At 43.1% G+C, this 23,352-nt stretch carries 24 protein-coding genes; 19 read left to right on the top strand and 5 right to left on the bottom strand.

The features are described 5' to 3' along the window. The first annotated feature begins 60 nt into the window (after nt 1-60). Genes ACED42_RS12060 through ACED42_RS12050 form a run of 3 tightly spaced genes read left to right on the top strand, consistent with a single transcriptional unit; the run spans nt 61 to nt 2,819 of the window. Nucleotides 61-450, top strand: a complete 390-nt coding sequence (locus tag ACED42_RS12060) for a hypothetical protein (RefSeq protein ID WP_017103990.1) — start codon at nt 61-63, stop codon at nt 448-450. Nucleotides 451-479: 29 nt separating this feature from the next. Continuing rightward, nucleotides 480-1,553 (top strand): methyltransferase, encoded by a 1,074-nt coding sequence (locus tag ACED42_RS12055; protein WP_371702692.1) that lies wholly within the window; start codon nt 480-482, stop codon nt 1,551-1,553. Nucleotides 1,554-1,577: 24 nt separating this feature from the next. Continuing rightward, on the top strand, nt 1,578-2,819 hold the full coding sequence (locus ACED42_RS12050) for an NAD(P)/FAD-dependent oxidoreductase (protein WP_102257953.1): 1,242 nt from the start codon (nt 1,578-1,580) through the stop codon (nt 2,817-2,819). 170 nt (nt 2,820-2,989) lie between these two features. Here the strand turns inward: ACED42_RS12050 and ACED42_RS12045 are convergent, their stop codons facing one another. Together ACED42_RS12045 and ACED42_RS12040 are read right to left on the bottom strand one after the other, a co-directional pair. Beyond that, a complete protein-coding gene (locus ACED42_RS12045; RefSeq protein WP_009848584.1) occupies nt 2,990-3,496 on the bottom strand; it encodes a hypothetical protein in 507 nt (168 codons plus the stop codon). A gap of 139 nt (nt 3,497-3,635) precedes the next feature. After that, nucleotides 3,636-4,769, bottom strand: a complete 1,134-nt coding sequence (locus ACED42_RS12040) for a flagellar assembly protein FlgT (RefSeq protein ID WP_017099160.1) — start codon at nt 4,767-4,769, stop codon at nt 3,636-3,638. A gap of 192 nt (nt 4,770-4,961) precedes the next feature. Here ACED42_RS12040 and ACED42_RS12035 point away from each other — a divergent pair, with 192 nt between their 5' ends. Both ACED42_RS12035 and flgP read left to right on the top strand, forming a co-directional pair. Beyond that, entirely contained in the window at nt 4,962-5,597 is a 636-nt protein-coding gene (locus ACED42_RS12035; protein WP_012603422.1) for a FlgO family outer membrane protein, read from the top strand. Between the two features lie 9 nt (nt 5,598-5,606). Continuing rightward, nucleotides 5,607-6,038, top strand: coding sequence for a flagellar assembly lipoprotein FlgP (flgP, locus tag ACED42_RS12030; protein WP_012603423.1), 432 nt, complete (start codon nt 5,607-5,609; stop codon nt 6,036-6,038). A gap of 284 nt (nt 6,039-6,322) precedes the next feature. On the opposite strand, the gene ACED42_RS12025 is transcribed toward flgP, so the two are convergent. The 3 genes from ACED42_RS12025 to flgA form a co-directional block, all read right to left on the bottom strand. Continuing rightward, nucleotides 6,323-6,748 (bottom strand): flagella synthesis protein FlgN, encoded by a 426-nt coding sequence (locus ACED42_RS12025; protein WP_017099161.1) that lies wholly within the window; start codon nt 6,746-6,748, stop codon nt 6,323-6,325. Between the two features lie 65 nt (nt 6,749-6,813). Further along, on the bottom strand, nt 6,814-7,131 hold the full coding sequence (flgM, locus tag ACED42_RS12020; protein ID WP_371702721.1) for a flagellar biosynthesis anti-sigma factor FlgM: 318 nt from the start codon (nt 7,129-7,131) through the stop codon (nt 6,814-6,816). A gap of 177 nt (nt 7,132-7,308) precedes the next feature. Then, on the bottom strand, nt 7,309-8,055 hold the full coding sequence (flgA, locus tag ACED42_RS12015; RefSeq protein WP_012603426.1) for a flagellar basal body P-ring formation chaperone FlgA: 747 nt from the start codon (nt 8,053-8,055) through the stop codon (nt 7,309-7,311). Between the two features lie 76 nt (nt 8,056-8,131). On the opposite strand from flgA, the gene ACED42_RS12010 reads away from it, so the two are divergent. From ACED42_RS12010 to ACED42_RS11945, 14 genes are all read left to right on the top strand, one after another. Then, nucleotides 8,132-9,058: a chemotaxis protein CheV gene (locus tag ACED42_RS12010; protein WP_009848577.1), complete on the top strand. Its 927-nt coding sequence runs from the start codon at nt 8,132-8,134 to the stop codon at nt 9,056-9,058. Nucleotides 9,059-9,069: 11 nt separating this feature from the next. Continuing rightward, on the top strand, nt 9,070-9,897 hold the full coding sequence (locus ACED42_RS12005; RefSeq protein ID WP_009848576.1) for a protein-glutamate O-methyltransferase: 828 nt from the start codon (nt 9,070-9,072) through the stop codon (nt 9,895-9,897). Between the two features lie 255 nt (nt 9,898-10,152). Then, a complete protein-coding gene (flgB, locus tag ACED42_RS12000) occupies nt 10,153-10,548 on the top strand; it encodes a flagellar basal body rod protein FlgB (protein WP_009848575.1) in 396 nt (131 codons plus the stop codon). 4 nt (nt 10,549-10,552) lie between these two features. Then, nucleotides 10,553-10,966, top strand: a complete 414-nt coding sequence (flgC, locus tag ACED42_RS11995) for a flagellar basal body rod protein FlgC (protein ID WP_009848574.1) — start codon at nt 10,553-10,555, stop codon at nt 10,964-10,966. Nucleotides 10,967-10,983: 17 nt separating this feature from the next. Next, nucleotides 10,984-11,694 (top strand): flagellar hook assembly protein FlgD, encoded by a 711-nt coding sequence (gene flgD / locus ACED42_RS11990; protein ID WP_009848573.1) that lies wholly within the window; start codon nt 10,984-10,986, stop codon nt 11,692-11,694. Between the two features lie 45 nt (nt 11,695-11,739). Further along, entirely contained in the window at nt 11,740-13,044 is a 1,305-nt protein-coding gene (gene flgE / locus ACED42_RS11985; RefSeq protein ID WP_009848572.1) for a flagellar hook protein FlgE, read from the top strand. A gap of 269 nt (nt 13,045-13,313) precedes the next feature. Beyond that, nucleotides 13,314-14,063 carry a flagellar basal-body rod protein FlgF gene (gene flgF / locus ACED42_RS11980; protein ID WP_009848571.1) on the top strand — a complete coding sequence of 250 codons (750 nt, stop codon included), beginning with the start codon at nt 13,314-13,316 and terminating at the stop codon, nt 14,061-14,063. 21 nt (nt 14,064-14,084) lie between these two features. Continuing rightward, on the top strand, nt 14,085-14,873 hold the full coding sequence (flgG, locus tag ACED42_RS11975) for a flagellar basal-body rod protein FlgG (RefSeq protein WP_017103996.1): 789 nt from the start codon (nt 14,085-14,087) through the stop codon (nt 14,871-14,873). A gap of 59 nt (nt 14,874-14,932) precedes the next feature. After that, complete coding sequence (flgH, locus tag ACED42_RS11970) at nt 14,933-15,709, top strand: flagellar basal body L-ring protein FlgH (protein ID WP_135445487.1); 777 nt, start codon at nt 14,933-14,935, stop codon at nt 15,707-15,709. Nucleotides 15,710-15,802: 93 nt separating this feature from the next. After that, nucleotides 15,803-16,894, top strand: coding sequence for a flagellar basal body P-ring protein FlgI (locus ACED42_RS11965; protein WP_009848568.1), 1,092 nt, complete (start codon nt 15,803-15,805; stop codon nt 16,892-16,894). Between the two features lie 10 nt (nt 16,895-16,904). After that, nucleotides 16,905-17,846, top strand: coding sequence for a flagellar assembly peptidoglycan hydrolase FlgJ (gene flgJ / locus ACED42_RS11960; RefSeq protein WP_371702690.1), 942 nt, complete (start codon nt 16,905-16,907; stop codon nt 17,844-17,846). 220 nt (nt 17,847-18,066) lie between these two features. Continuing rightward, nucleotides 18,067-19,947, top strand: coding sequence for a flagellar hook-associated protein FlgK (flgK, locus tag ACED42_RS11955; RefSeq protein WP_371702688.1), 1,881 nt, complete (start codon nt 18,067-18,069; stop codon nt 19,945-19,947). 9 nt (nt 19,948-19,956) lie between these two features. After that, complete coding sequence (gene flgL, locus ACED42_RS11950) at nt 19,957-21,147, top strand: flagellar hook-associated protein FlgL (protein WP_017100666.1); 1,191 nt, start codon at nt 19,957-19,959, stop codon at nt 21,145-21,147. 401 nt (nt 21,148-21,548) lie between these two features. Continuing rightward, the gene (locus tag ACED42_RS11945; RefSeq protein ID WP_017100665.1) at nt 21,549-22,685 is read left to right on the top strand and encodes a flagellin; all 1,137 of its coding nucleotides are present in this window, start codon (nt 21,549-21,551) and stop codon (nt 22,683-22,685) included. Nucleotides 22,686-23,352 lie beyond the last annotated feature (667 nt).

Below are 23,352 nucleotides of genomic sequence, written 5' to 3'. Positions count from 1 at the left end.
TTACTTTGGGTCTAACTAATACTATGCATGCTTATAAATAAACACGGGTAAGGAGTTTAAATGAAATTACTAAAAATAGCCGTTTCAATGTTATTTATACTCGTTCTTGCAGGCTGTGGACGTGTCCAACCTGTAATGAATGTTGAGGATACTCCAGTTGCTTTGAATCTTCAAAGTAAACAGGTGAAATCAGCGATTTATGAGTCTGCTGAGAACCGAGGTTGGTTGGTTTCAGAAATTAAGCCAGGCCTAATCCGTGCTGAACTGTATGTCCGTTCACATCATGCTGTGGTTGATATTCCATATAATGATAAGTTTTACTCTATTCTTTACGTCGAATCCGAGAATTTGAAGTACGACGATGGTGAAATTCACCGTAATTACAACCGTTGGGTTAATAACTTGAACGTTGATATTAAACGCAAGCTTGCACAAATGGCTGCTATGTAGCTCTCTATTATTTTAAAGTTAGGTTTTTCGTGTCGGAATATAAATTAGATCCATTTAACGCATTAGAAGCAAAAACAGAAGCGCAAAAATTGTCTTTTGCTCCTATTGTTTTTCATACAGCTCGTACACTTCGTGATTTAGGTATTTTGAAAGCGTTAGATGACGCGGGCAATGATGGTTTACCCGCTGAAACTATTTCTCAAGCAACGGGTGTATCCGAATACGGTGTCAAAGTTCTGCTTGATATGGCGTTGAGTGCTCACATCGTTACTTGGGATAAGCCTTATTATAAAATGGCTAACCTAGGTTTTTATCTATTGCACGATGGCATGACCAACGCAAATATGGATTTCACGGCTGATGTCTGTTACGCCGCGATGATGCATTTAACTGAAGCGATTGAAGAAGGTACACCCGCGGGCTTGAAAGAGCTGGGTGACTGGGAAACGATTTACCAAGGTTTGTCTCAATTGCCAGAAAAAGCAAAAGAGAGTTGGTTTAAGTTTGATCATTTCTATTCAGATCGTTCGTTCCCTGTGTTACTTGAGAAAGTTTTCAGTAAGAAGCCTAAATCGCTGGTGGATATTGGCGGTAATACAGGTAAGTGGGCAATGCAATGTTGTAACTACGACTCTGATGTCGAGGTGACGATTGTCGATTTGCCGCAGCAATTAGAAATGGCAATGGCAAACGCAACACAGCACGGTCATCAAGACCGAGTGACTCCATTCCCCGCTAACATGCTTGATAAACAGCAAGCGCTGCCGACAGGTACGGATGTGTGGTGGATGAGTCAGTTCCTTGATTGCTTCTCGCCAATGGAAATTCTTAGCATATTAAAGCGTGTTCGCTCTCATATGTCAGAAGACGCGACTGTTTATATTCTTGAACTGTTTTGGGATGCACAGAAATACGATGCGGCTTCTTATAGCTTAAATGCGACGTCTCTCTACTTCACTTGCTTGGCCAACGGCAACAGCCGCTTTTACCGCAGTGAAGATTTCCTAGAGATAGTGGAAGAGGCTGGCTTTGATGTGGTGACTCGTACCGACGATATCGGTCTTGGGCATACGCTTCTGGAGCTGAAAGCTAGCGCGAAATAATCATGGTAAACATGGCTTAAATTAATGAAAAAACTGTCAACTCAAGTAGTGATCATCGGAGCTGGCCCATCAGGGTCTATTGCGGCGTCTTTGCTTCATAAAAAAGGCATCGATGTTCGAGTGATTGAAAAAAGCCTTTTCCCCCGTTTTTCTATTGGTGAAAGCCTGTTACCAGCGTGCATGGAAGTGATCGAACAAGCGGGCATGAGCGAAGCTGTGGCTAATGCTAACTTCCAATTTAAAGATGGCGCGGCTTTTCGTAAAAATGGTGTTTATACGGCGTTTAATTTTGAAGATAAGTTCTCTTCTGGGCCGGGAACGACGTTTCAGGTTCAACGAGGTACTTTTGATAAGGTAATGGCAGACTGTGCTGAAGCGCAGGGTGTTACCATTGATTACCAACATGAACTGATAGGCATCAACTTCGCTGAAGACCGTACTATATTAGATGTACAAATACAGGGTGGAGAGCGTTATCAGCTAGAGGCTCAATACGTCCTTGATGGTAGTGGTTTTGGTCGAGTGTTACCCAAGATGCTCGATTTAGAAGAGCCATCACGACTTCCTCCGCGCAAAGCTATCTTCACACATATTAATGATCATATCTCAGCAACGGATAGTGATCTTGAATACGATCGCAGTAAAATTTTGGTCTCGGTACATCCAACCAATCCTGATGTTTGGTATTGGTTGATTCCCTTCAGTAACGGAGTCTCTTCATTCGGTGTGGTAGGGGAACCTAAATTCTTTGAATCATACCCAGAAGACAAGATTTCGGCGATTAAGCAGCTGGCAACAGAAGAGTCGGGCTTGGCCGAGATTTTGGCAAATGCGGAGTATCCAAATCCCGCAGGCGAAATTGGTGGCTATTCTGTCAACGTTAAACATCTTGCAACCGATAAGTATGCATTACTGGGTAATGCGGGGGAATTTCTTGACCCTGTATTTTCATCGGGAGTGACTATTGCGATGAAGTCGGCTCAGTTTGTCGTTGAGTGTGTGGAAAAACAACTCAATGGCGAGAAAGTCGACTGGGATCGTGAATACGCTGAACCATTGATGATTGGGGTAAATACTTTTAGAACGTATGTTGAAGGGTGGTACTCGGGGGCTCTTCAGGATGTGATTTTCTATCAAGAACCAAACCCGAAGATAAAGCAAATGGTATGTTCGATTTTGGCGGGCTACGCATGGGATCAAAGCAACCCCTATGTAAACGAGTCAAAACGTCGATTGAAGACGCTGGCAGAGATATGCCGAAGCTAGATGGTCTATTTAGTATAAAATAGAATGCTAAATGGTCACTATGGTTAGCCATAAATCAAAACAGCCGCAATGCGCGGCTGTTTTTGTATCTGATAATCAGCCTCTCAGCTCGAGTACCAACTCCAGTACGTCAGAATCCAAAGTTTCTAACGAAGTTATCGAGGTTGATACTACTTCAGATCAATGCTGTTCAATCGTCCCATAAAGATAAGCAGCTCAATCACATCTTTGTGAGCTTCAAGCAGTGCTCGTTTGGTTTGGCTGTAGGCTGCGAGTCGACCGTGTTTTCGTATAGAGCATACTTTTGTTCTATATTTGTAATCACCATTCTCAGAGAAAACACGCCATTTCGCTATGTAGCACTCGTCGCGATGTTCAGGGTCACTCTGCGTTGGATTAGGCTTAAATACAATTTTAGGCTCTAAACTATGAGGCAGACGTGTCATGAGATAGGGTTCTTTGAGGACCTTTGGCCAAAACTTGCCCCAAAGCTGTCTACCTAGCTCATCTCTTAATTTGATGGTTTTCTTGAGTGCTTTGTCTTCCCCCATACGAACAAAGCCAACTGAACGATGTAATACCGTATCGTCGGGTGTATGAATGTGGATCTTAAAAGCGGTCTTACCTTTCGAGATAAAGCGGTAACCGGTAGCACCAATTAGATTATTCTGGCTCATAGTTCGCTAAATGATGATTATATTATTAATAAGATTACGACAAATACCGCGAAACCGAAACTAATCCTCATGAAAAAAATAAAGCCTTAGTACTTTTGCTAAGGCTTTATTAGAAAACATGAGTTGATGGTGCTGCTAACTACATGATTTTCTGCATTACATCACCAATTTGAATGCTTCCCGCAAGGCTTGGTTGATCAATGGTGAGTTCAGCTTCGTTTTCATAAACGCGAGAAACCGTCAGGGTGATATCGCTTTGAGAGACCTTATTGCGTGGCAAGCCTCTTTGGTCGATAAATGAACCTGTGTGCCAAAGCTGAAGTTTGTCGCCTTGTTCTACACCGTGTATTCGGCCTAAATCAATGGTCACCATATTCCCAAACACAGCAGCAACTTCAGGAAGCGTGATTTTACAAGATACTTCCGATTCTAAATCCAACATAATATTACGACTGACACGAAGCATCATGCTGCCATAGGTTGATGCCCAGAAACGAGCACTGCGGGTGTCGATTTCACTGGTCTTCGCAAATGGCCATTTTGCTACTTCACGATAGCTTCGGTTGTAAACCTGATGACCTGTTTTACCATCGAATACCTGCATTTCTAACGCAAATTGGCGATTGATAATGTCGTCTTTCAAAAGCTTCGATTCAATGGTTGCGGTTAAGTCGGTGATGTCACCACCTATGATGTACTGTGCCCCCGTATCTTGTGCGATCATTTTGATCACTTCCGGTCGACGCTTGTCTATGTCGTAATTTGTTGTACCAACAGAGACAAAACTGCGAGATTCTTGCGCCAGTTGTCGGTTAACGACATGGCCAAAATCATCACCAATGTTATAGATTCGGCCCATCACAGCTTGTTGTGGAGAGCTTACATCAATATTACCGACCAAAAACGTCTTCTTATATTGGCTTTCATGGCAAGCACTTGCCGAAGGGTAGATGTCTATCCTTGCAGTGACCATTATATTGCCACCGCGTTTCTTCTCTTTTTCTACTAAGATGTAGCGCACTTCATGATTGGTAAATTGAAATTCTTTCTTTTTTGCATCTAAGTAGGGGGTGAGGTTTGCAATACTGCCGATGTCAGCGCCAGAGAACTGTATGGCTTTGTAAACGGCATCCTCTAGGGCATGAACCCTTGCCGCATCCTCTGACGATACGATGGTTGCAGTACCGGTAACTTCATACCAAGAGGCATGAGTACTGAAGCTGATGGTTGTCAGTAAACTTATTGAAAATAAGTAATAAATTATTTTTTTCATCTATTCGTTACCAGTTGGGTATAAATATTGCTTAACAAATATCTATAAGCTTAAAGCTGACTCAAGTGCGTTTTTCATAATCTGAACCATTAATGAAAAGCAAAGATTGTTCCAACATTGTAATCCATTGAAAAGAGTCATGGCGAGAACATATTGGAACAGCAAGCACTAAATATATCTGGAGATAAGAGAATGAAAAAATGGCTCGTAGTAATGAGTGTCATGTTAATGACATCATGCGCTTATTCGCCAATCTATAACGGTAAATCTGAGTATTCAGGCAGTCCGTTTATGTTGATGGATAGCCCGCGTCATACCATGGATTTTTTCGTGGAAAGCATGACCGAAGATTTGATCTTGTCGAATACGAGTATTTCAGCCAGAACACCCATTGCCATTACCTCGTTTGTCGATCTGCAACACATGGACACAACCAGTTGGTTAGGAAACTCGGTATCAGAAGGTTTCATTCATCAGTTTCAGCGTCGAGGTTTTAAAGTGGTTGATTTTAAAACCACAGGCTCTATCCAAGTGACCCACCAGGGGGATTTTGCTATTAGCCGCGATTGGAAAGACTTAGCCCAAGAGCAAGACGTCCAGTATGTTTTGACTGGAACTATGCTTCGTCAAGAAGGCGGTGTTCTAGTGAATGCTCGTGTGGTCGGAATGCAAACTCGCATCGTTGTTGCTTCCGCACAAGGCTTTTTACCTGCAGACCGTATTGGTCGTGACTTAGATACTCTGAACAGTATTCGAACTCAAGATGGGGTTATTATTCGTTCTGATCCAACGATCAGTCAGCCTCATACTGTTATTCTTCGCCCTTAGGAGTTCGTGATGAAGAAGTTAATATTTGTTGTTGCCGCTTTATTGCTTGTCGGCTGCCAACCATTACAAAGCATGAGACCTAATGACTTTTTGGTTGCGGTTGGCTACGCGAGTGTCAGCGAGCAGAAAGGTCGTAATGACGAAGAGAAACGTATTCGAGCAATGAGAGCCTCTAAAATTGATGCGTATCGTGAACTTGCCGAGCAAGTGTATGGTATGCGCGTGAGTGGTCGAGCTGAGCTTGAAGATCAGCGTCTTGGTACTGAGAGAACTTCAGGCGCGGTTGATGGTGTTATCCGTGGTGCTGAAGTGGTGCGCAGTTACCCTGTTGGCGACAGCTATGTGACTGAACTGCGGTTAGATATCCAAAAAATGGAACAACTGCGTAATTATGGCGAAGTTCAGCCAGTGCCTGAGAAGAGACAACAAACGTTGTTCTAGTTTAAGGGTCGTCTAGTTATAGGTTTCTGCTGTTATATTGGCTGCTATTCGCTTTCCAGATGGCGTAACGGCAACCAGTAACGGCTATGAATAAGAAAGCGGCAAGTATTAAAGTACTTGCCGCTTTTTTGTTTATCGGCTTGGGGAGTACATTCACAGGTTTAGTGGGAGGTTTGACTAGTGTAACGAGAAGGGTAGGCTGAGATACAGATACAGATACAGATACAGATACAGATACAGATACAGATACAGATACAGATATGAGAGGGAGGTGGTTTACCTAACTAGGCTTTAACGTTGGTTCCTAGCGTAGAAATTGTATGCGTTTGGCCTCCGGCATTGTAGGTCATGCCAATTTTGCCGTGACTTTGCTGCATCATATTGCTGAGTTTTTTGAAGCTAAGGTGTGCTCGATTCAAGGCTTCGCCATTTACCAAGTTCGCTTGATGGCAGTCGTGCACTATGGATTTGATGGTTGTGACTAACTGAGCGAGTTCAGGGCTCTCGGTCAGTTCAGATATATTAGTATGGGCAGCGATTCGTTGATCGGTTGATCTTAGTTGTTCAACAAGAACCACTTTCTCTTTGGCTATTCGCTCAATATCGCTTGATTGTCGGCTTGTAATAGCGATTTTCTCTGAACTCAATAATTCAGATAAGGCTTTGGCATTTTGAAGTTGGAAATTAACTAAATCTGCTAGTGCCGCCATAATGTAACCTACTAATAACCTCGTGTACTTTAAGATAATAACTTTATTTTAAAGCTAATGTTTGCTTAAAGACCTTTTAATTCGTTTTCAAATTTCATCATGTTGTCGGCCAACTTTTCTGGATCAACAGTGTATGAACCATTTGCGATCGCTTCTTTTATTGCCGCGACTTTCACTGAATCGAAACTTGGTTGTGCTGCCATCTCTTGATGGAGTTGACCAATCGCCTTGCCTTGTTGGCTTAGTGAAACCGCATCTTTGCTTGCTGGTGATTTAGATGATGCATCAGATCTTGATGCCTCAGACTTAGAATCAGAGCGTACTGCTGAGCGGTTAGTGCTCGTTAGGGTTTGCCCTGAACGAATATTATCAATACCTGCCATAGTTAAGCCTTTTTCTTCAAAATGGGAACCTGTACAGTCAATATCGACCATGGGTGAGAATACTTTAGCAATTTTTAGCTCAATAGTCGAAAACGAACCAAACACCTCAACCGTTATAATTGGATGTTAGAGTTGAGAATAAAAGCGCTAACGATACCGACACTTTAAAGTGAAGTGTTAAAAGTAAACCGTGACTTCAGACATGCTGGTAACAATACCTTCGATTATACGCTGTGATTTGTCATTTTTCACCCTAACTTGATCACCCATTGAGCCATCGGTAAGTGCAGTACCTTTGGTGGTAATGGTCATGCCACCTTTTACTGCCTGTATGATAACCTTCTCATTTCGGCATACGACACAAATATCGCCTCTTTCGACAACATCACCGGGTCTTAGGTTCTTTTTTACCTTAGCACCGATGACTTGTTGTGGAGTGGTAAAGCCTTGGCGACGAAATTTGTTGAGAGAAATCATCGCAGTCGTGACGTCGTATTGACCGACAATTTCGCCTCTCGCCAGTGAGCGAGTCGTTGTGACAAGTGGTACTGACATTGAAAGGCGCACTGGCACGTAAACACGCCATTCATCAGGAACACAACGAACTAAAACAGTAATGCTGCTACGGGTGTTGGTTGTTGTCGAGGCACTTGTCTCGAGGGGGATAGGACAATTTGTGGCTTTGATTCTAGAGTCTACATTAGCTGAATTAACAAAAAGTTCACCGCCTCGCGGTTGCTCCACCGAGTCAAGGATGTGTTGCTCAGCCGCTGATTGGATCATGTCAATTTGTTCCGGCGTTGCCGCGTGTGTAAAAAAACTAAACAATATTGTTAGAATGCCGATAAACTTAGCGACAGTTTTAAAAATAGTTCTACACATAGCTATGGAAAAAAGATATATGTTTGCTTTATGATATGTCATTTTATTTCTCTAGTGGTTCGTAGCCTGCAGTAGACTAACACTTTCTATCCAAAAAGTTTGATATGGAGATGAGCTCATGACGGGTATTCTTGATTCAGTGAATCAGCGTACGCAACTCGTCGGTCAAAACCGATTAGAATTACTAACCTTTCGCCTAATGGGGCGTCAGCGTTACGGTATTAATGTATTTAAAGTGAAAGAGGTTTTACAATGCCCTCGTCTGACTTTAATGCCAAATTTACATCATCTCGTAAAAGGTGTGGCTCATATTCGTGGTCAGACAGTTTCTGTCATTGATTTGAGCCTAGCGGTAGGCGGACGTCCTACATCTGATATCGATAAGTGCTTTGTGGTGATTGCTGAATTTAACCGTACTATCCAAGCATTCCTCGTAAGCTCTGTAGATAGAATTGTTAATATGCACTGGGAAGCTATTCTTCCACCACCAGATGGTTCAGGTAAAGATAATTACCTAACAGCGGTAACCAACATCGATAATGAATTGGTTGAAATTCTGGATGTTGAAAAGATTCTTGCTGAGATCTCACCTGTTGATGAAACCATGGATAGCAGAATCGCAGAGGAAATTGCAGAAGTTGAACAAGAGAAAGAATTGGTTCGCCGAATCTTGATTGCTGATGACTCGACGGTTGCTCGTAAGCAGGTTCAACGTGCTATAGAATCTATTGGTTTTGAGGTCATTGCTGTTAAAGATGGTAAAGAAGCCTATGAGACTCTGATGAAAATGGCATCGGAAGGCAGTATTTACGATCAAATTTCATTGGTGATTTCAGATATCGAAATGCCTGAAATGGATGGATACACGCTGACTGCTGAGATTCGTCGTCACGCAGAACTAAAAGATTTATACGTAATTTTGCACTCATCATTGAGTGGTGTATTTAACCAAGCCATGGTTGAGCGTGTAGGGGCTAACTCCTTCATCGCGAAATTCAATCCTGATGAGCTTGGTGGCGCGGTTAAAGCTGCGTTAACTAACTAAAAGAGACATTAATGACTGCTATAACAATAAGTGATCAAGAGTATCGCGATTTCAGCCGTTTCTTAGAATCTCAATGTGGCATTGTATTAGGTGACAGTAAGCAGTATTTAGTGCGTAGTCGTCTAAGCCCATTAGTAACGAAGTTTAATGTAGCTTCATTGTCTGATTTGCTAAGAGATGTAGTGACAGGTCGAAACCGTGAGTTGAGAGTGGCGGCAGTGGATGCTATGACGACTAACGAGACACTTTGGTTCCGAGATACTTATCCGTTTGCTGTACTAGCGGATAAACTTCTACCGGAAATAGCGGCAAATAAACGTCCTATCAAGATTTGGTCTGCGGCAAGCTCTTCAGGCCAAGAACCATACTCAATGGCTATGACGATACTTGAGACCCAAGCACGTAAGCCGGGTATGTTGCCAAATGTATCGATTACCGCTACTGATATTTCAGCAAGTATGTTGGATATGTGCCGCACCGGCGCTTATGACAACCTTGCCTTGGGCCGAGGACTTTCTCCTGAGCGCCGTCGCACTTTCTTTGAAGATGCTGGCGATGGTCGTATGAAAGTGAAAGACAACGTTAAGCGAATGGTAAACTTCCGTCCTCAGAACTTGATGGAGAGCTATGCACTGTTAGGCAAATTCGACATTATCTTTTGTCGTAACGTGTTGATTTATTTCTCTCCAGATATGAAGTCAAAAGTACTTAACCAGATGGCAAATAGCCTGAATCCTGGTGGTTACTTGTTATTGGGTGCGTCTGAATCGTTAACCGGCTTAACGGATCGTTTTGAAATGGTTCGCTGTAATCCAGGCATCATCTACAAATTAAAGTAATTAGTGTCACCACTTTAAGGTGCAATATTACTGTCCAAATTTAAAACCCAGCCAAGTGCTGGGTTTTCTTTTTCTAATTTAATCTATATCTTTAAGTCAGAGTGACATTCCAATTTACTCTATTTGTTGGCTTGTATATTGCAAGTTTACCCACGAGTAACCTGTAAAAGTAATGGTCGGCCACTTTGTTTTTAAAGTTGGTATATATATTGCTTAGGTTATTTCATAACAGTCAGTTCTTGAGTTGAGGTTTACATGGCTATTTCTTTTGACAATGCTTTAGGCATTCACCAGCACACAGTTGGTGTACGTGAGCGTAACGCTGAGGTGCTTTCCACCAATATCGCGCAAGCTAACACGCCTGGGTATAAAGCAAAGGGATTAGACTTTAATAAATCACTGCAGGCGGCAAGTTCTGGGGCAAGCATTGGTCTTAGCCGAACAGACGGTCGGCATATTTCTGCCTCAACAACGGTGAATGGGGAAACGAAGTATCGAATTCCTACGCAACCTGATACTGGAGATGGCAATACGGTTGATTTGGATTTGGAACGAAATCTTTTCATGCAAAACCAAATTAGGCATCAAGCCTCTCTCGACTTCTTAGGAAGTAAGTTCAAGAATTTAACTAAAGCGATAAAAGGGGAATAACTAGATGAGCTTATTTAATGTATTCAATGTGACTGGTTCTGCGATGAGTGCTGAATCTGTTCGTCTAAATACTACCTCAAGTAACCTTGCTAACGCAGACAGTGTAAGTAGCTCTGCTAAAGACACTTACAAGGCTCGCCACGCAGTGTTTGGCGCTGAGTTAAATCAGGCACGTAATAGTGGTCACACTGTGCCAGTAAAAGTATTAGGTATCGTAGAAAGCGATAAACCGCTGAATGCGGAGTACAACCCAGATCACCCGTTAGCGAACAACGAAGGCTACATCTATAAGCCTAACGTTAACGTTATGGAAGAAATGGCTAACATGATTTCAGCATCACGTGCGTATCAAACAAACGTACAGGTTGCTGACTCGAGTAAACAAATGCTGCTGCGTACGCTGCAGATGGGTCAATAAGGATAAGGAGGTAGCAAATGGCTGGAATCAACAATGTTGGTCAAAGCGGCTTGTCCTATGTTGACCAGCTGAAGAGTCTTCAAGATGGTGCTAAGAAGCCCGATGAAACGACAGGTAAGCAAGATCTTAAACAAGATGACTTCTTATCGTTGTTGACTAAGCAACTTGCACAACAAGACCCTTTTAAGCCGGTTAGCAATGACCAGATGATTGCGCAAATGGCTTCATTTGCGACCGTAGATGGCATTGGCAAAATGAATACACAGTTTGAAAGCTTGAATTCATCAATGACCTCTAACCAAGCACTGCAGGCATCTTCTTTGGTTGGCCGCGATGTATTGGTTCCTGGAGCGGCAGGTGTGAAACAAGGTGATGGCGGTATGGCGTCAATGGTTAAGCTTCCTCAGGCAATGGACAATGTAATGGTCCGTGTTGAGAATGAAGTTGGCCAATTGGTTCGCACTTTTGATATCGGCTCAAAACCATCGGGTGACACGCGTGTTGAGTGGGACGGAAAAGACGAAGACGGTAATCCATTGCCGGCCGGTAAATACAACGTGAAAGCGTCGGGTTTATTGGAAGGTGAGAACACAGAGTTCCAAGTGTCGAGTTATGCGAACGTGAACAGTGTGCTTCTTGGTAAAGGCGATGGCAACGTACTACTCAATCTGGCTGGTTTTACATCGCCAGTACGACTTGCTGAAGTACTAGAAGTTGGTAAAGCGTAGCTCTTTTTAGAGTGATTATGCTAGCTAGATTAGGAGAATATTGGAATGTCATATGTATCTTTAAGCGGTCTATCCGCTGCACAGTTAGACCTGAATACAACCAGTAACAACATTGCGAACGCAAACACATTTGGCTTTAAAGAGTCTCGTGCGGAGTTCGGGGATGTTTACTCAAGCTCGTTGTTCACTAACGCAAAAACGACGCCAGGAGGCGGTGCGCAAGCTAGCCAAGTGGCACAACAGTTCCATGAAGGTTCAAGTATCTATACGAATAACCCAATGGACTTGCGTGTAAGTGGTACAGGTTTCTTTGCAGTATCGAAAGACCGTATGGTGCCAGAGATCAATGAACTAACGCGTAATGGTGCATTTCACCTAAACAAAGATAACTACATGGTTACGGCCAATGATGAGTTTCTTTTAGGTTATGATGTCGATCCAAACTCGGGTGAAGTTCTTTCTTATGCACCAAAGCCTCTCGACATTCCAGCTGAGTTTGGTAAGCCTAAACAGACAGAAAACATTGAAGTAGGGGTTAACCTTCCTGCGAACGGTGATCTTAAAGACCCGGCAACATTTGACTTCAAAGATCCAGATACCTACAACCGTGCAACGTCTTCGACGGTCTACGATTCTATGGGACAGTCTTACAAGTTAACGACTTACTACCTAAAAGATCAGACTCAACCGAATACTTGGCAAACGTACTACACCATGTCAGATGAAACGGGTGAGAAGCCGGTAAACATTACTGGTGGCGACGCGACGAATTCAGCAGGTCATGTTGGTCACACCATGAAATTCAACAATGACGGTACCTTAGCAAGCCTTAACAGTGGTCAGCCAATTCTATCTGATCCAATCGGCGCTGGTGAGAACGCAATTGATTTGAACGGTGCAGATCCGACACAGGTACTTAACTTTGGTCTGGATTCTTCAACTCAGTTTGCCGCTCCATTCGAACTGTCTAGGTTTGATGAAGATGGCGCGACAACTGGTTTCTTAACGAAAATCGATTTCGATGAGTACGGCAGTGTCCTAGGCAGTTACTCAAACGGTGAAAATGTGATACTAGGCCGCGTAGGTTTAGTTCGTGTACCTAATGAGCATGGTCTAGATAAGAAAGGCGGCACTCAATGGGATTCTACTAACGCTTCAGGTGATAAAATCTGGGGTGAATCAAATAAAGGTTCATTTGGTAGTATCAACAATGGCTCACTAGAGCAGTCGAATATCGATATGACTCAAGAATTGGTTGATTTGATTTCTGCTCAACGTAACTTCCAAGCGAACTCTCGTTCTCTAGAAGTACACAACCAACTACAACAGAATATTCTTCAGATTCGTTAATCGTTTCGAGCGTTTGAATCATCTGCGAATACCCAATTCAATGTTATTGAATTGGGTATTGTTGATGAATTACGTATGGCTGTTTGCTTCTCTATTTGCCGCCCCTATTGCCGCCCGGTAACGCCTCTGGCAACAATTCTTCCTCAATGATCCTTTATGATCAGTTTTTTTTGTTGTTTCTCCGTTTAAGTTTTTGATAAATAACAGTTAAAAATATTGGCATAGTGTTTGCTTTATTAGTTCCAGAAAATGATTTTTGGAGCAAAATTATGGATCGCGCACTGTTTCTTGCCATGAGCGGCGCTAAGCAAAATATGCAGGCTTTGCAGCTGCGTTCAAACAACCTTGCCAATGTAAGTACAACGGGTTTCCGTGCTGATTTAGCACAGGCACGTTCAATGCAAGCGTATGGCGAAGGTATGCCTACTCGTGTTTTCAGCATGACAGAGCGCCCGGGTCATAATTTCGCTCAGGGTAGTGTGGTTACTACAGGCCGAGATCTAGACGTCACCATTCAAGGTGATGGTTGGATTTCAGTTATGGACAACACTGGTCGTGAAGGTTTAACCCGTAACGGTAACCTAAGGGTTGACCAAAACGGTTTGCTTACCAACGCAAGTGGTCATTTAGTGCTTGGTGAAAACGACGCACCAATCACGCTCCCAATCCCAATCAGTAAAGTAGAAATTGGTACAGATGGTACGATTTCGGTGATTCCTCAAGGCGCTCCAGCTGAAGAATTAGCCGTAGTTGATCGTATCAAACTTGTGCGTCCAGATAATCAAAGCTTATTTAAAGACACGAATGGTTTATTCCGTTCGAAAAACCCAGATCAGGCATACGAAGCAGATGCAGCGGTAACGTTGCTAAAAGGTGCCATCGAAGGCAGTAACGTAAATGCTGTCGGTGAAATGACCAGCCTAATTGACTTACAACGTCAATTCGAAATGCAGGTCAAGATGATGAGCACAGCAGAGGAAATGGACAAATCGTCTGATTCACTGCTTCGTATGAGCTAATAGAATTTAAAGGAATTTGCTATGCATCCAGCATTATGGGTAAGTAAAACCGGTTTAGACGCCCAACAAACCAACATCTCAACAATTTCAAACAACCTTGCCAACGCCTCAACTATTGGCTTTAAAAAGAGCCGTGCGGTGTTTGAAGATTTGTTCTATCAGAATATTAACCAACCAGGTGGCCAATCGTCTCAGAATACTGAGCTGCCAAGTGGTTTGATGTTGGGTGCTGGTTCTAAGGTAGTAGCAACTCAAAAGGTGCACACTCACGGTAATGCACAAACAACCTCGAACAGCTTAGATATGATGATCGAAGGTGACGGTTTCTTCCAAGTTGAAATGCCAGATGGTGAAACAGGCTACAGCCGAAATGGTCAATTCACACTGAACGGTGATGGCGCGATCGTAACATCGGGTCAAGGTTATGCCCTACAACCTGAAATCGTTATTCCTGAAGACGCGATCTCGGTAACGGTTGGTAACGATGGTGAGGTGTCGGTTCGTCTACGTGGTCAGCAAAACAACGTCGTGGTTGGCCAAATCACCATTACTGATTTCGTAAACCCAGGTGGTTTAGAGCCCATTGGCCAAAACCTTTACTTGCCTACAGGTGCAAGTGGTGACCCGCAAGAGGGGGTTCCGGGGTTGAACGGCTTAGGTAATGTTCGTCAGTCTATGCTTGAAGCATCCAATGTAAACGTAACTGAAGAGTTGGTTAACATGATCGAAGCTCAACGTGTATACGAAATGAACTCAAAAGTTATCTCGGCGGTAGATAAGATGATGAGCTTCGTTAACCAACAGCTGTAGCTGTTTACTTATTTCTTTTAATCGTTCTATTTACTATTGTCTGCTGAGAGTACATCGCCATGAAACGTATTGTTTGTTTAGCTCTGTTTTTATCTATGACGGGCTGTACCACACTGGAGCCAATTGAAACTCCGGCGCAAGAGAACGCAACGACTGTGGTTGATGCTGTAGAAGGCGACAAGTCGGCCCAGGAAAGCTCTGGTATTATCGACACACTTCGAGATAGAACGGACCCTATTGCTGGTGATCCTGCATGGGCGCCAATTAACCCGAAGAAAAAACAAGAGCATTATGCGGCAGCAACAGGCTCACTGTTCAATGCTAACCACATTGGTAGCATGTATGACGACTCAAAACCTCGCGGTATTGGTGACATTATTACCGTTGCGTTAGATGAGAATACGCGAGCGACTAAAAAAGCTAATGCAGATATGTCTAAATCGAACGATGCATCGATGGAACCGTTAGCTGTAGGTGGTGAAAATCTAGAACTTGGTAAATACAACTTTTCTTACGATCTGAGTAACACCAACACCTTTGCTGGAGATGCATCAGCTAACCAAAGTAATAGCATTAGCGGTTACATTACCGTTGAAGTTATTGAAGTATTAGCGAATGGCAACCTAGTGGTTCGCGGTGAGAAGTGGATGACGTTGAATACGGGTGATGAGTACATTCGCTTAAGTGGCACCATCCGCCCTGATGATATCGATTTTGAGAATACCATTGCTTCGAACCGTGTTTCGAATGCACGAATTCAGTACTCAGGTACGGGTGTGCAGAAAGATATGCAAGAACCTGGGTTCTTGGCACGATTCTTTAATGTATCTTTGTAGAGCTTGAGACTGTGTCGACATACTGACACTTTCAGAAGTATCTAACTTCAAGCTAACTCATTATAAATTAAAGCAATACAGACAGGTTACTCAATGAAAAAACTAACACTCGTACTCTTCGGCATGCTATTTCTTGCCTCCAGTGCTCATGCCGCGCGTATAAAAGACGTGGCAAAAGTAGCGGGTGTTCGTAGTAACCAACTTGTCGGTTATGGTTTGGTGACGGGTTTGCCGGGCACCGGTGAGACAACTCCCTTTACCGATCAAACGTTTAACGCAATGCTGCAAAATTTTGGCATTCAATTGCCGCCTGGCACCAAGCCAAAAACCAAAAACGTTGCGGCGGTAATCGTTACCGCTGAACTTCCGGCATTCTCCAAGCAAGGTCAGGAAGTAGACGTAACGGTGTCGTCTATTGGTTCAGCAAAAAGCCTTCGTGGTGGTACTTTGCTGCAGACTTTTCTTAAAGGTCTGGACGGTCAAGTGTACGCTGTGGCACAAGGTAATTTGGTTGTGAGTGGTTTTAGTGCTCAAGGCAACGATGGTTCTAAGCTCGTTGGTAATAACCCTAACGTCGGTATCATCTCTAGCGGTGCGACGGTAGAGCAAGAAATCCCAACCCCATTTGGTCGTGGTGACTACATCACTTTCAACTTAATCCAATCTGATTTTACTACGGCTCAGCGTTTAGCTGATGCGGTTAATAATTTCCTAGGCCCTCAAATGGCGTCTGCGGTCGATGCGACTTCTGTAAAAGTTCGTGCGCCACGTGAAATCAGCCAACGTGTGGCTTTCTTGTCTGCCATCGAAAACATCGAATTTGACCCTGCAGAGGGCTCTGCAAAAATCATTGTTAACTCTCGTACCGGTACTATTGTTGTTGGTAAGCATGTGCGCTTAAAAGCAGCAGCAGTAACACACGGCGGCATGACAGTCGCAATCAAAGAAAATCTAAACGTAAGCCAACCTAACGCATTCTCTGGTGGTCAAACGGTAGTCGTTCCTGATTCGGACATCGAAGTAACCGAAGCTGATGGTAAAATGTTCAAGTTCGAACCTGGTTTAACGCTCGACGATTTGGTACGCGCTGTCAATGAAGTCGGCGCCGCACCTTCTGATTTAATGGCAATCCTTCAAGCACTGAAACAAGCGGGTGCAATTGAAGGTCAGTTGATCATTATTTAAGGGATAAAGCATGATTAAAAATAACAATGACATCGGCTTTATTCACGATATTGGTAGCCTAGACCGTCTTCGTCAACAAGCGGTAAGCGGTGAAGAAGGCAGTGAAAAAGAAGCGCTAACCGCTGCTGCAAAACAGTTTGAATCTATTTTTACCTCGATGTTGTTTAAGTCGATGCGTGATGCGAACTCGAGCTTTAAGTCAGATATGTTGAACAGCCAGAATGAACAGTTTTATCGTCAGATGCAAGATGACCAAATGGCGAGTGAACTCAGTGCGTCAGGTTCGCTCGGTCTTGCGGACATGATCGTAGCTCAGTTAAGCGCTGGCCAAGCAAATGATGCAACTGAAGATAAGGTTCGCAATGAAGGCTTTGATACTTCACTGCAAAGACCGCAGTACTCTGGTCGTTCAGAAGATAGATCACCTGAAGTTCAATCTGCGCAAGCTATGTCAGCAACAGACGTGTCAGCAGCAAAACAACCAGTTTCCTTCGATTCTCCAGAATCGTTTGTTGCCTCAATGAAGCCTTACGCTGAAAAAGCAGCGAGTGCGCTCGGTGTCGATTCATCACTGCTATTGGCACAAGCGGCACTTGAAACAGGTTGGGGTTCTAAGATGATTAAGAACTCTTTGGGCAACAGCAACAACCTATTCAACATCAAAGCTGATAGAAGTTGGAAGGGCGATAAGGTTGCTACTCAAACTCTAGAGTTCCATGGTAAAACAGCCGTTAAAGAGTCTGCTTCTTTCCGTTCTTACTCTAATTTCGAAGATAGCTTTAATGATTACGTGAAGTTCTTGAACGAAAACCCAAGATACGAAACAGCGCTACAGCATCAAGGCAATTCAGAGAATTTCATCAAAGGCATTCACCAGGCGGGTTACGCAACCGACCCTAACTATGCCGACAAGGTTTTACGAGTTAAAGCTAAGATTGATGAGATGAAATAGCGTTATTGAATGCACTCGAGAGCTTGCCACCGGCAGGCTCTTTTCTTATCCGCCCCTTCAGTCTTACGCGCCATCCATAGTTTTCTCCTTACACTTCAAAAAATTATTGTCTTTTAACTCTCCGTTATTTCTATTGGCACATATATTGCTAAATATCTTAATAATAAGCTGTAGTAGTTAATCAGTTCATGCTGATTTTGTTAAGTTTTTTGGGGGCATTATGGCGTCGGATCTTCTGAATGTAGGAGCACAAAGTGTTCTTACTGCTCAGAGACAGCTAAACACCACAGGTCATAACATTTCTAACGCCAACACAGAAGGCTATAGCCGCCAGTCTGTGGTTCAAGGTGTGAATGACCCGCGCCAGTACGGTGGTCAAACCTACGGTATGGGTGTGCATGTGGAAAATGTTCGCCGCTCGTGGGACCAGTTTGCCGTCAAGGAACTTAACTTATCAACAACCAATGCCGCTAACAAAGCGGATACCGAAGCTAACCTAGATATGCTGTCAAGCATGTTGTCATCGGTTGTTTCGAAGAAGATCCCAGAGAACCTTAATGAGTGGTTTGATTCTGTTAAGACGCTCGCTGATACCCCGAATGATGTGGGTACACGAAAAGTCGTCATAGAAAAAGCAGGGTTATTAAGTAAAACGTTAAATGAATTTCATGAAACCGTTCGTCAACAGTCTGATTCTGCGAATAAGAAATTAGACATGGGTATCGAGCGAGTTAACCAAATTGCATACGAGATCCGTGATCTTCAGCGACTAATGGTACGAACTCCCGGACCTCATAATGATCTACAAGATCAACACGAACAGCTAGTTAATGAGCTTTCTGGTTACACTAAAGTGACGGTGACACCACGAGCTAATAATGAAGGCCTTAATGTCCACATCGGTAATGGTCATACCTTAGTTTCTGGTACAGAAGCGAGCCAACTGAAAATGATCGATGGCGTACCAGATGCACATCAGCGTCGTCTTGCTATCGTAGAAGGAAAGTCATTAAAGGCGATTACTAACCGCGATATTGATGGACAAATCGGCGCGATGTTAGACATGCGTGATGAACATATTCCTGCAGTTATGGATGAGCTTGGTCGTTTGGCGACCGCGTTTTCATACGAGGTCAATGCACTGCAATCGCAAGGTTTGGATCTCAATGGCAATGTAGGTAAAAACCTGTTTACCGATGTGAACTCTGAGTTAGTGGCTAAGTCTCGTGTTACTGCTCATGGACAGTCTAAAGCGGATGTCGCGGTTTATATTGATGATACTTCTGCTCTGAAAGGCGGCGAGTATGGTCTGAAATACGATGGCAGCGATTATGTGGTGATTAAGCCAGATGGTGAAACGGTAAAAGTTAGCACTAATTCAACCGGCAATGCCTTTTATTTAGATGGCATGCGAGTGGAAATTCGAAATCCGCCTGAACTGGGTGAGAAGCTTTTACTACGCCCAACTCGCAACTTTGCCGCGCAGATTCAGATGGAAACCAAAGACCCTAAAGATATTGCGGCGCAAAGCTATGAGGCATCAACTACCTTTGCCAAAGGCACTGCAGGTTTCAAAATTTTGGCGGCAGGTCAATTACGAGAATTTGAAGTGATCGTGTCACCAAAGGGCGAACAGTTTGCAGTTACCGATCCTAAGGGCAACATACTTATGCAGCCTCAACCGTATCCACCACAAGGCCCTGTGACAATTAATGGCACAACGTTTGAACTTACACCGGGCGCGGTGGCAAACGATAAATTTACGGCAAACCTTGTCCCATCAGAAGGTGACAATGGCAACTTGCGTAAATTGCAAGATCTCCAAACAGGCAAAGTCTTGGATGATGGTGAGTCTACTATTTTAGATCTTTACCACAACTTGAATACCAATACGGGCTTGAAATCTTCAACGGCAAATCGCTTGAGTGATATTGCTAGGCTAGAAAAAGAGTCAGCTCAAGAACGTATTGCTTCAGTCTCTGGGGTGAACCTAGATGAAGAAGCAGCAAATATGATGAAATTTCAGCAAGCGTACATGGCTTCTTCACGCATCATGCAAGCCGCCAATGATACGTTTAATACTATTTTGGCTTTGAGGTAGGAGATATAAATGTTGACTCGTATTTCTAGCTTTCATAATTATCAGTCAGTACAAAATGACTTTCGCCGCCAAGAAAACAAGGTGCATCATAATCAAGCACAACTGGCTTCCGGTAAGAAATTACAGTCGGCGAGTGATGATCCTTTGGCGACGCATTATTTACAAAACATCGGCCAGCAATCTGAGCAACTTAAACAGTATGTCGATGCGATCACTCTAATTAGAAACCGCCTTGAACATCATGAAGTCATGGTCGCCAACTCGGAAGGGTTCGCGGATGAAGCAAAACGAACCGTGATGGAAATGATTAACGGTGCACTTTCTCCGGAAGACCGCTTAGCGAAGAAACGTGAAATTCAAGAGCTATCGAATAATCTTCTACATTTAGCGAATACTCAAGATGAGTCAGGTAACTACACATTTTCAGGAACCAAGCCCAAGAGCCAGCCATTTTTTCAAGATAATGAAGGGAATGTTTCTTATCAAGGTGATGACTATCAAAGAAAGATGCGAGTAGCAACGAGCTTTGAAATGGCAATGAACGATCCGGGCAGTAAGTTGTTTATGGAAATAGATAACCCGTTCGGTGATTACGAACCTCAGTATGACCTTGAACCAGCCTCTGAGTTATTGCTAGGGCGTGCAACTAATACAGCTGACGATAGTGCAACTTATAAAGTCACTTTTGTTGATATGCAGACGGGCAAGTTCGCTTATCAGCTTGAAAAAGACGGTGCAGTGGTTGCTGCAGAAGATTTTGACCCTTCGAAGGGAGTTGTTTATGAAGGTTTGAATATCCAATTCAAAGGACAGATCACGAAAGGTGACTCGATCACTTTAGAGCCGAGAGAGACATTCTCTATCTTTGATACGTTCAAAGAGACCGCCGAACAGGCAGAAAATCCTGTATCAGATGCATCGGCAACGGCAAAGTTGCACCAAATGACCGAAGAATTTCATGCCGCGTTTATTCATTTGACTAAGGCGAGAACGGATGTCGGTGCTCGTTTGAGTACATTGGATATTCAAGAGCAGCAACATGAAGATTTTAAGTTGTCTTTAGCGAAAGCAAAAAGCAATTTTGAAGACTTGGACTATTCGAAAGCCATCATTGAATTCAATGAAAACTCTCGAGCGCTACAAGCTTCACAACAAGCGTTTGGCAAGACGAAAGACCTGACCTTGTTTAATTATATTTAGCTATGAACAGCCGTTAATCTGGGGTTAATTCTCTGCCGTATGTGCTATGCCATATGTGCGAATAATTCTATGGATTGCCACTTTTTTGTTCAGTGTGGCATGTTTGAAAAATAGCGGCAAAAAACGGCAACGAGAGAAATCAATATCTTATTTTCTCGACTTGATATAATTAGCTCCTATGGGGGTTGTGGTTTAAGTGTTTGTTTTTTATGTTTATTTTAAGTTTGTTGGAATTAAAATAAAAGTTGGCACACAACATGCTTTTATAATTTTCATAAATGATTAATACAGATCTTAAACCTTATCTAGGGTTTATCGCGTAATACACGGTCAGTGCTTATCCATATGAGAGTAAAGCTGGCCGCTTCGCAGTGACTTTGCGAACTCATAAGGAGAGCAATATGGCTATTAATGTAAGCACTAACGTATCTGCTATGACAGCACAGCGATACTTGAATAAATCGTCTAATGACTTAGCGACTTCTATGGAGCGTTTGTCATCAGGTCATAAAATCAATAGCGCAAAAGATGATGCGGCAGGCCTGCAAATCTCGAACCGCTTAACCGCGCAATCACGTGGTCTGGATGTAGCAATGCGTAATGCTAATGATGGTATTTCGATTGCTCAGACAGCAGAAGGTGCGATGAATGAATCAACGAACGTATTACAACGCATGCGTGACTTGGCGATTCAATCATCAAACGGCACCAACTCTCCGGCAGAGCGTCAAGCGCTAAACGAAGAGACAATGGCACTTCAAGATGAGCTTAACCGTATCGCAGAGACCACTGCTTTCGGTGGCCGTCGTCTATTGAATGGTTCATTCGGTGAAGCTTCATTCCAGATTGGTTCAAACTCTGGTGAAGCTATGATCATGGCGTTAACCAGTATTCGTGCTGATGACTTCCGCATGGGAGGAACGACGTTCGACTCTGAACACGCTAAAGACAATAGTTGGGAAGTTCCACCAACAGCAAAAGACCTTAAGTTTGAATTTAAAACTAAAGCGGGTGAAGCCATTGTTCTCGATATAAGCGCCAAAGTGGGTGAAGATATCGAAGAACTAGCAACTTACATTAACGGCCAATCTGATCTAGTGAATGCGTCTGTGACGGATGAAGGTCGCATGCAAATATTTGTTGCGGAACCTGATTTAGAAGGCGCGATGTCGATCTCGGGCAGTTTAGCCTCTGAGCTAGGCCTTAAAAGTGAAGGTCGAACTTCATTGGTTCAGGATATCGACTTGAATACCGTTGCTGGTTCACAAAACGCAATCGGTGTAATTGATTCTGCGATGCAGTATGTCGATTCACAGCGTGCTGATTTGGGTGCGAAGCAGAACCGTTTGAGCCACAGTATTAATAACTTGGCAAATGTTCAAGAGAACGTAGACGCTTCAAACAGCCGAATCAAAGATACAGATTTTGCGAAAGAGACAACGCAAATGACCAAAGCTCAAATTCTGCAACAGGCAGGTACATCAATACTTGCTCAAGCAAAACAGTTGCCTAACTCTGCAATATCACTATTGCAATAGTTATTGGTTGAACTTGCTACTCGTGTTCAGACGTGAACTGCGTAGCAAGGGAAACTGGCAAGCATACTTACTATCGGGTGTTTAGCTCTCTCATCTCTCACCTGCTATCCATTTTTACGGTAAGAATGCAACGGCGCGTCGGAAATGTGTTCATTTCTCGATGATCTCCGCACAGGCTCTGACACGCCAACTAGCCCCGTTTCCTTAACAGGAAAAGGGGCTTTTTCCTTTCTATTTCTACACTTTTATTTTCTTTTAGATCGTCTAGTTTACCTTTCAAATCCGCAAAACCTCGATCTCACTTATCTGTTTCACGACAAACAACTCAACTCTTTGTATAAGAAGCATACCAATCTGAGCTCTTTGGCGACTATTCATTTCTCTATATAGGATAACTCAAATAGTGATTAGTGTGTTTTTTGAACACTTTTAAATGCATTCTCAATTGAAGGCTGCCACTGTTATAAAAAATGTGAGATTTTAAGTGTCTGATAAATTTGATTTTAATATTTAATTTGTGGTTTTTTGAAAGTTTTTCTAAAGCTTCTGAATTTTGAGCCGTTATTAAAAGTAACTTAGAGATAACTATTTGGTTTTCCGAGACGTCGGAAACCGCTATACCGGAAAATCAATTGGAGAAATCACCATGGCAGTGAATGTAAATACC

Origin of the sequence: Vibrio sp. FF145, assembly GCF_041439075.1 — a bacterium.
Taxonomy (GTDB): Bacteria; Pseudomonadota; Gammaproteobacteria; order Enterobacterales; family Vibrionaceae; genus Vibrio; species Vibrio tasmaniensis_A.
Note: the sequence above shows the minus strand (reverse complement) of the source record. Positions and strands in the feature narration are given on the sequence as shown.

Excerpts from the sequence above, each read along its gene's own strand:
- ACED42_RS12060 (WP_017103990.1), top strand. The coding sequence starts at position 61 with ATGAAATTACTAAAAATAGCCGTTTCAATGTTATTTATACTCGTTCTT.
- ACED42_RS12050 (WP_102257953.1), top strand. The coding sequence starts at position 1,578 with ATGAAAAAACTGTCAACTCAAGTAGTGATCATCGGAGCTGGCCCATCA.
- ACED42_RS12045 (WP_009848584.1), bottom strand. The coding sequence starts at position 3,496 with ATGAGCCAGAATAATCTAATTGGTGCTACCGGTTACCGCTTTATCTCG.
- ACED42_RS12040 (WP_017099160.1), bottom strand. The coding sequence starts at position 4,769 with ATGAAAAAAATAATTTATTACTTATTTTCAATAAGTTTACTGACAACC.
- ACED42_RS12035 (WP_012603422.1), top strand. The coding sequence starts at position 4,962 with ATGAAAAAATGGCTCGTAGTAATGAGTGTCATGTTAATGACATCATGC.
- flgP (WP_012603423.1), top strand. The coding sequence starts at position 5,607 with ATGAAGAAGTTAATATTTGTTGTTGCCGCTTTATTGCTTGTCGGCTGC.
- ACED42_RS12025 (WP_017099161.1), bottom strand. The coding sequence starts at position 6,748 with ATGGCGGCACTAGCAGATTTAGTTAATTTCCAACTTCAAAATGCCAAA.
- flgM (WP_371702721.1), bottom strand. The coding sequence starts at position 7,131 with ATGGCAGGTATTGATAATATTCGTTCAGGGCAAACCCTAACGAGCACT.
- flgA (WP_012603426.1), bottom strand. The coding sequence starts at position 8,055 with ATGACATATCATAAAGCAAACATATATCTTTTTTCCATAGCTATGTGT.
- ACED42_RS12010 (WP_009848577.1), top strand. The coding sequence starts at position 8,132 with ATGACGGGTATTCTTGATTCAGTGAATCAGCGTACGCAACTCGTCGGT.
- ACED42_RS12005 (WP_009848576.1), top strand. The coding sequence starts at position 9,070 with ATGACTGCTATAACAATAAGTGATCAAGAGTATCGCGATTTCAGCCGT.
- flgB (WP_009848575.1), top strand. The coding sequence starts at position 10,153 with ATGGCTATTTCTTTTGACAATGCTTTAGGCATTCACCAGCACACAGTT.
- flgC (WP_009848574.1), top strand. The coding sequence starts at position 10,553 with ATGAGCTTATTTAATGTATTCAATGTGACTGGTTCTGCGATGAGTGCT.
- flgD (WP_009848573.1), top strand. The coding sequence starts at position 10,984 with ATGGCTGGAATCAACAATGTTGGTCAAAGCGGCTTGTCCTATGTTGAC.
- flgE (WP_009848572.1), top strand. The coding sequence starts at position 11,740 with ATGTCATATGTATCTTTAAGCGGTCTATCCGCTGCACAGTTAGACCTG.
- flgF (WP_009848571.1), top strand. The coding sequence starts at position 13,314 with ATGGATCGCGCACTGTTTCTTGCCATGAGCGGCGCTAAGCAAAATATG.
- flgG (WP_017103996.1), top strand. The coding sequence starts at position 14,085 with ATGCATCCAGCATTATGGGTAAGTAAAACCGGTTTAGACGCCCAACAA.
- flgH (WP_135445487.1), top strand. The coding sequence starts at position 14,933 with ATGAAACGTATTGTTTGTTTAGCTCTGTTTTTATCTATGACGGGCTGT.
- ACED42_RS11965 (WP_009848568.1), top strand. The coding sequence starts at position 15,803 with ATGAAAAAACTAACACTCGTACTCTTCGGCATGCTATTTCTTGCCTCC.
- flgJ (WP_371702690.1), top strand. The coding sequence starts at position 16,905 with ATGATTAAAAATAACAATGACATCGGCTTTATTCACGATATTGGTAGC.
- flgK (WP_371702688.1), top strand. The coding sequence starts at position 18,067 with ATGGCGTCGGATCTTCTGAATGTAGGAGCACAAAGTGTTCTTACTGCT.
- flgL (WP_017100666.1), top strand. The coding sequence starts at position 19,957 with ATGTTGACTCGTATTTCTAGCTTTCATAATTATCAGTCAGTACAAAAT.
- ACED42_RS11945 (WP_017100665.1), top strand. The coding sequence starts at position 21,549 with ATGGCTATTAATGTAAGCACTAACGTATCTGCTATGACAGCACAGCGA.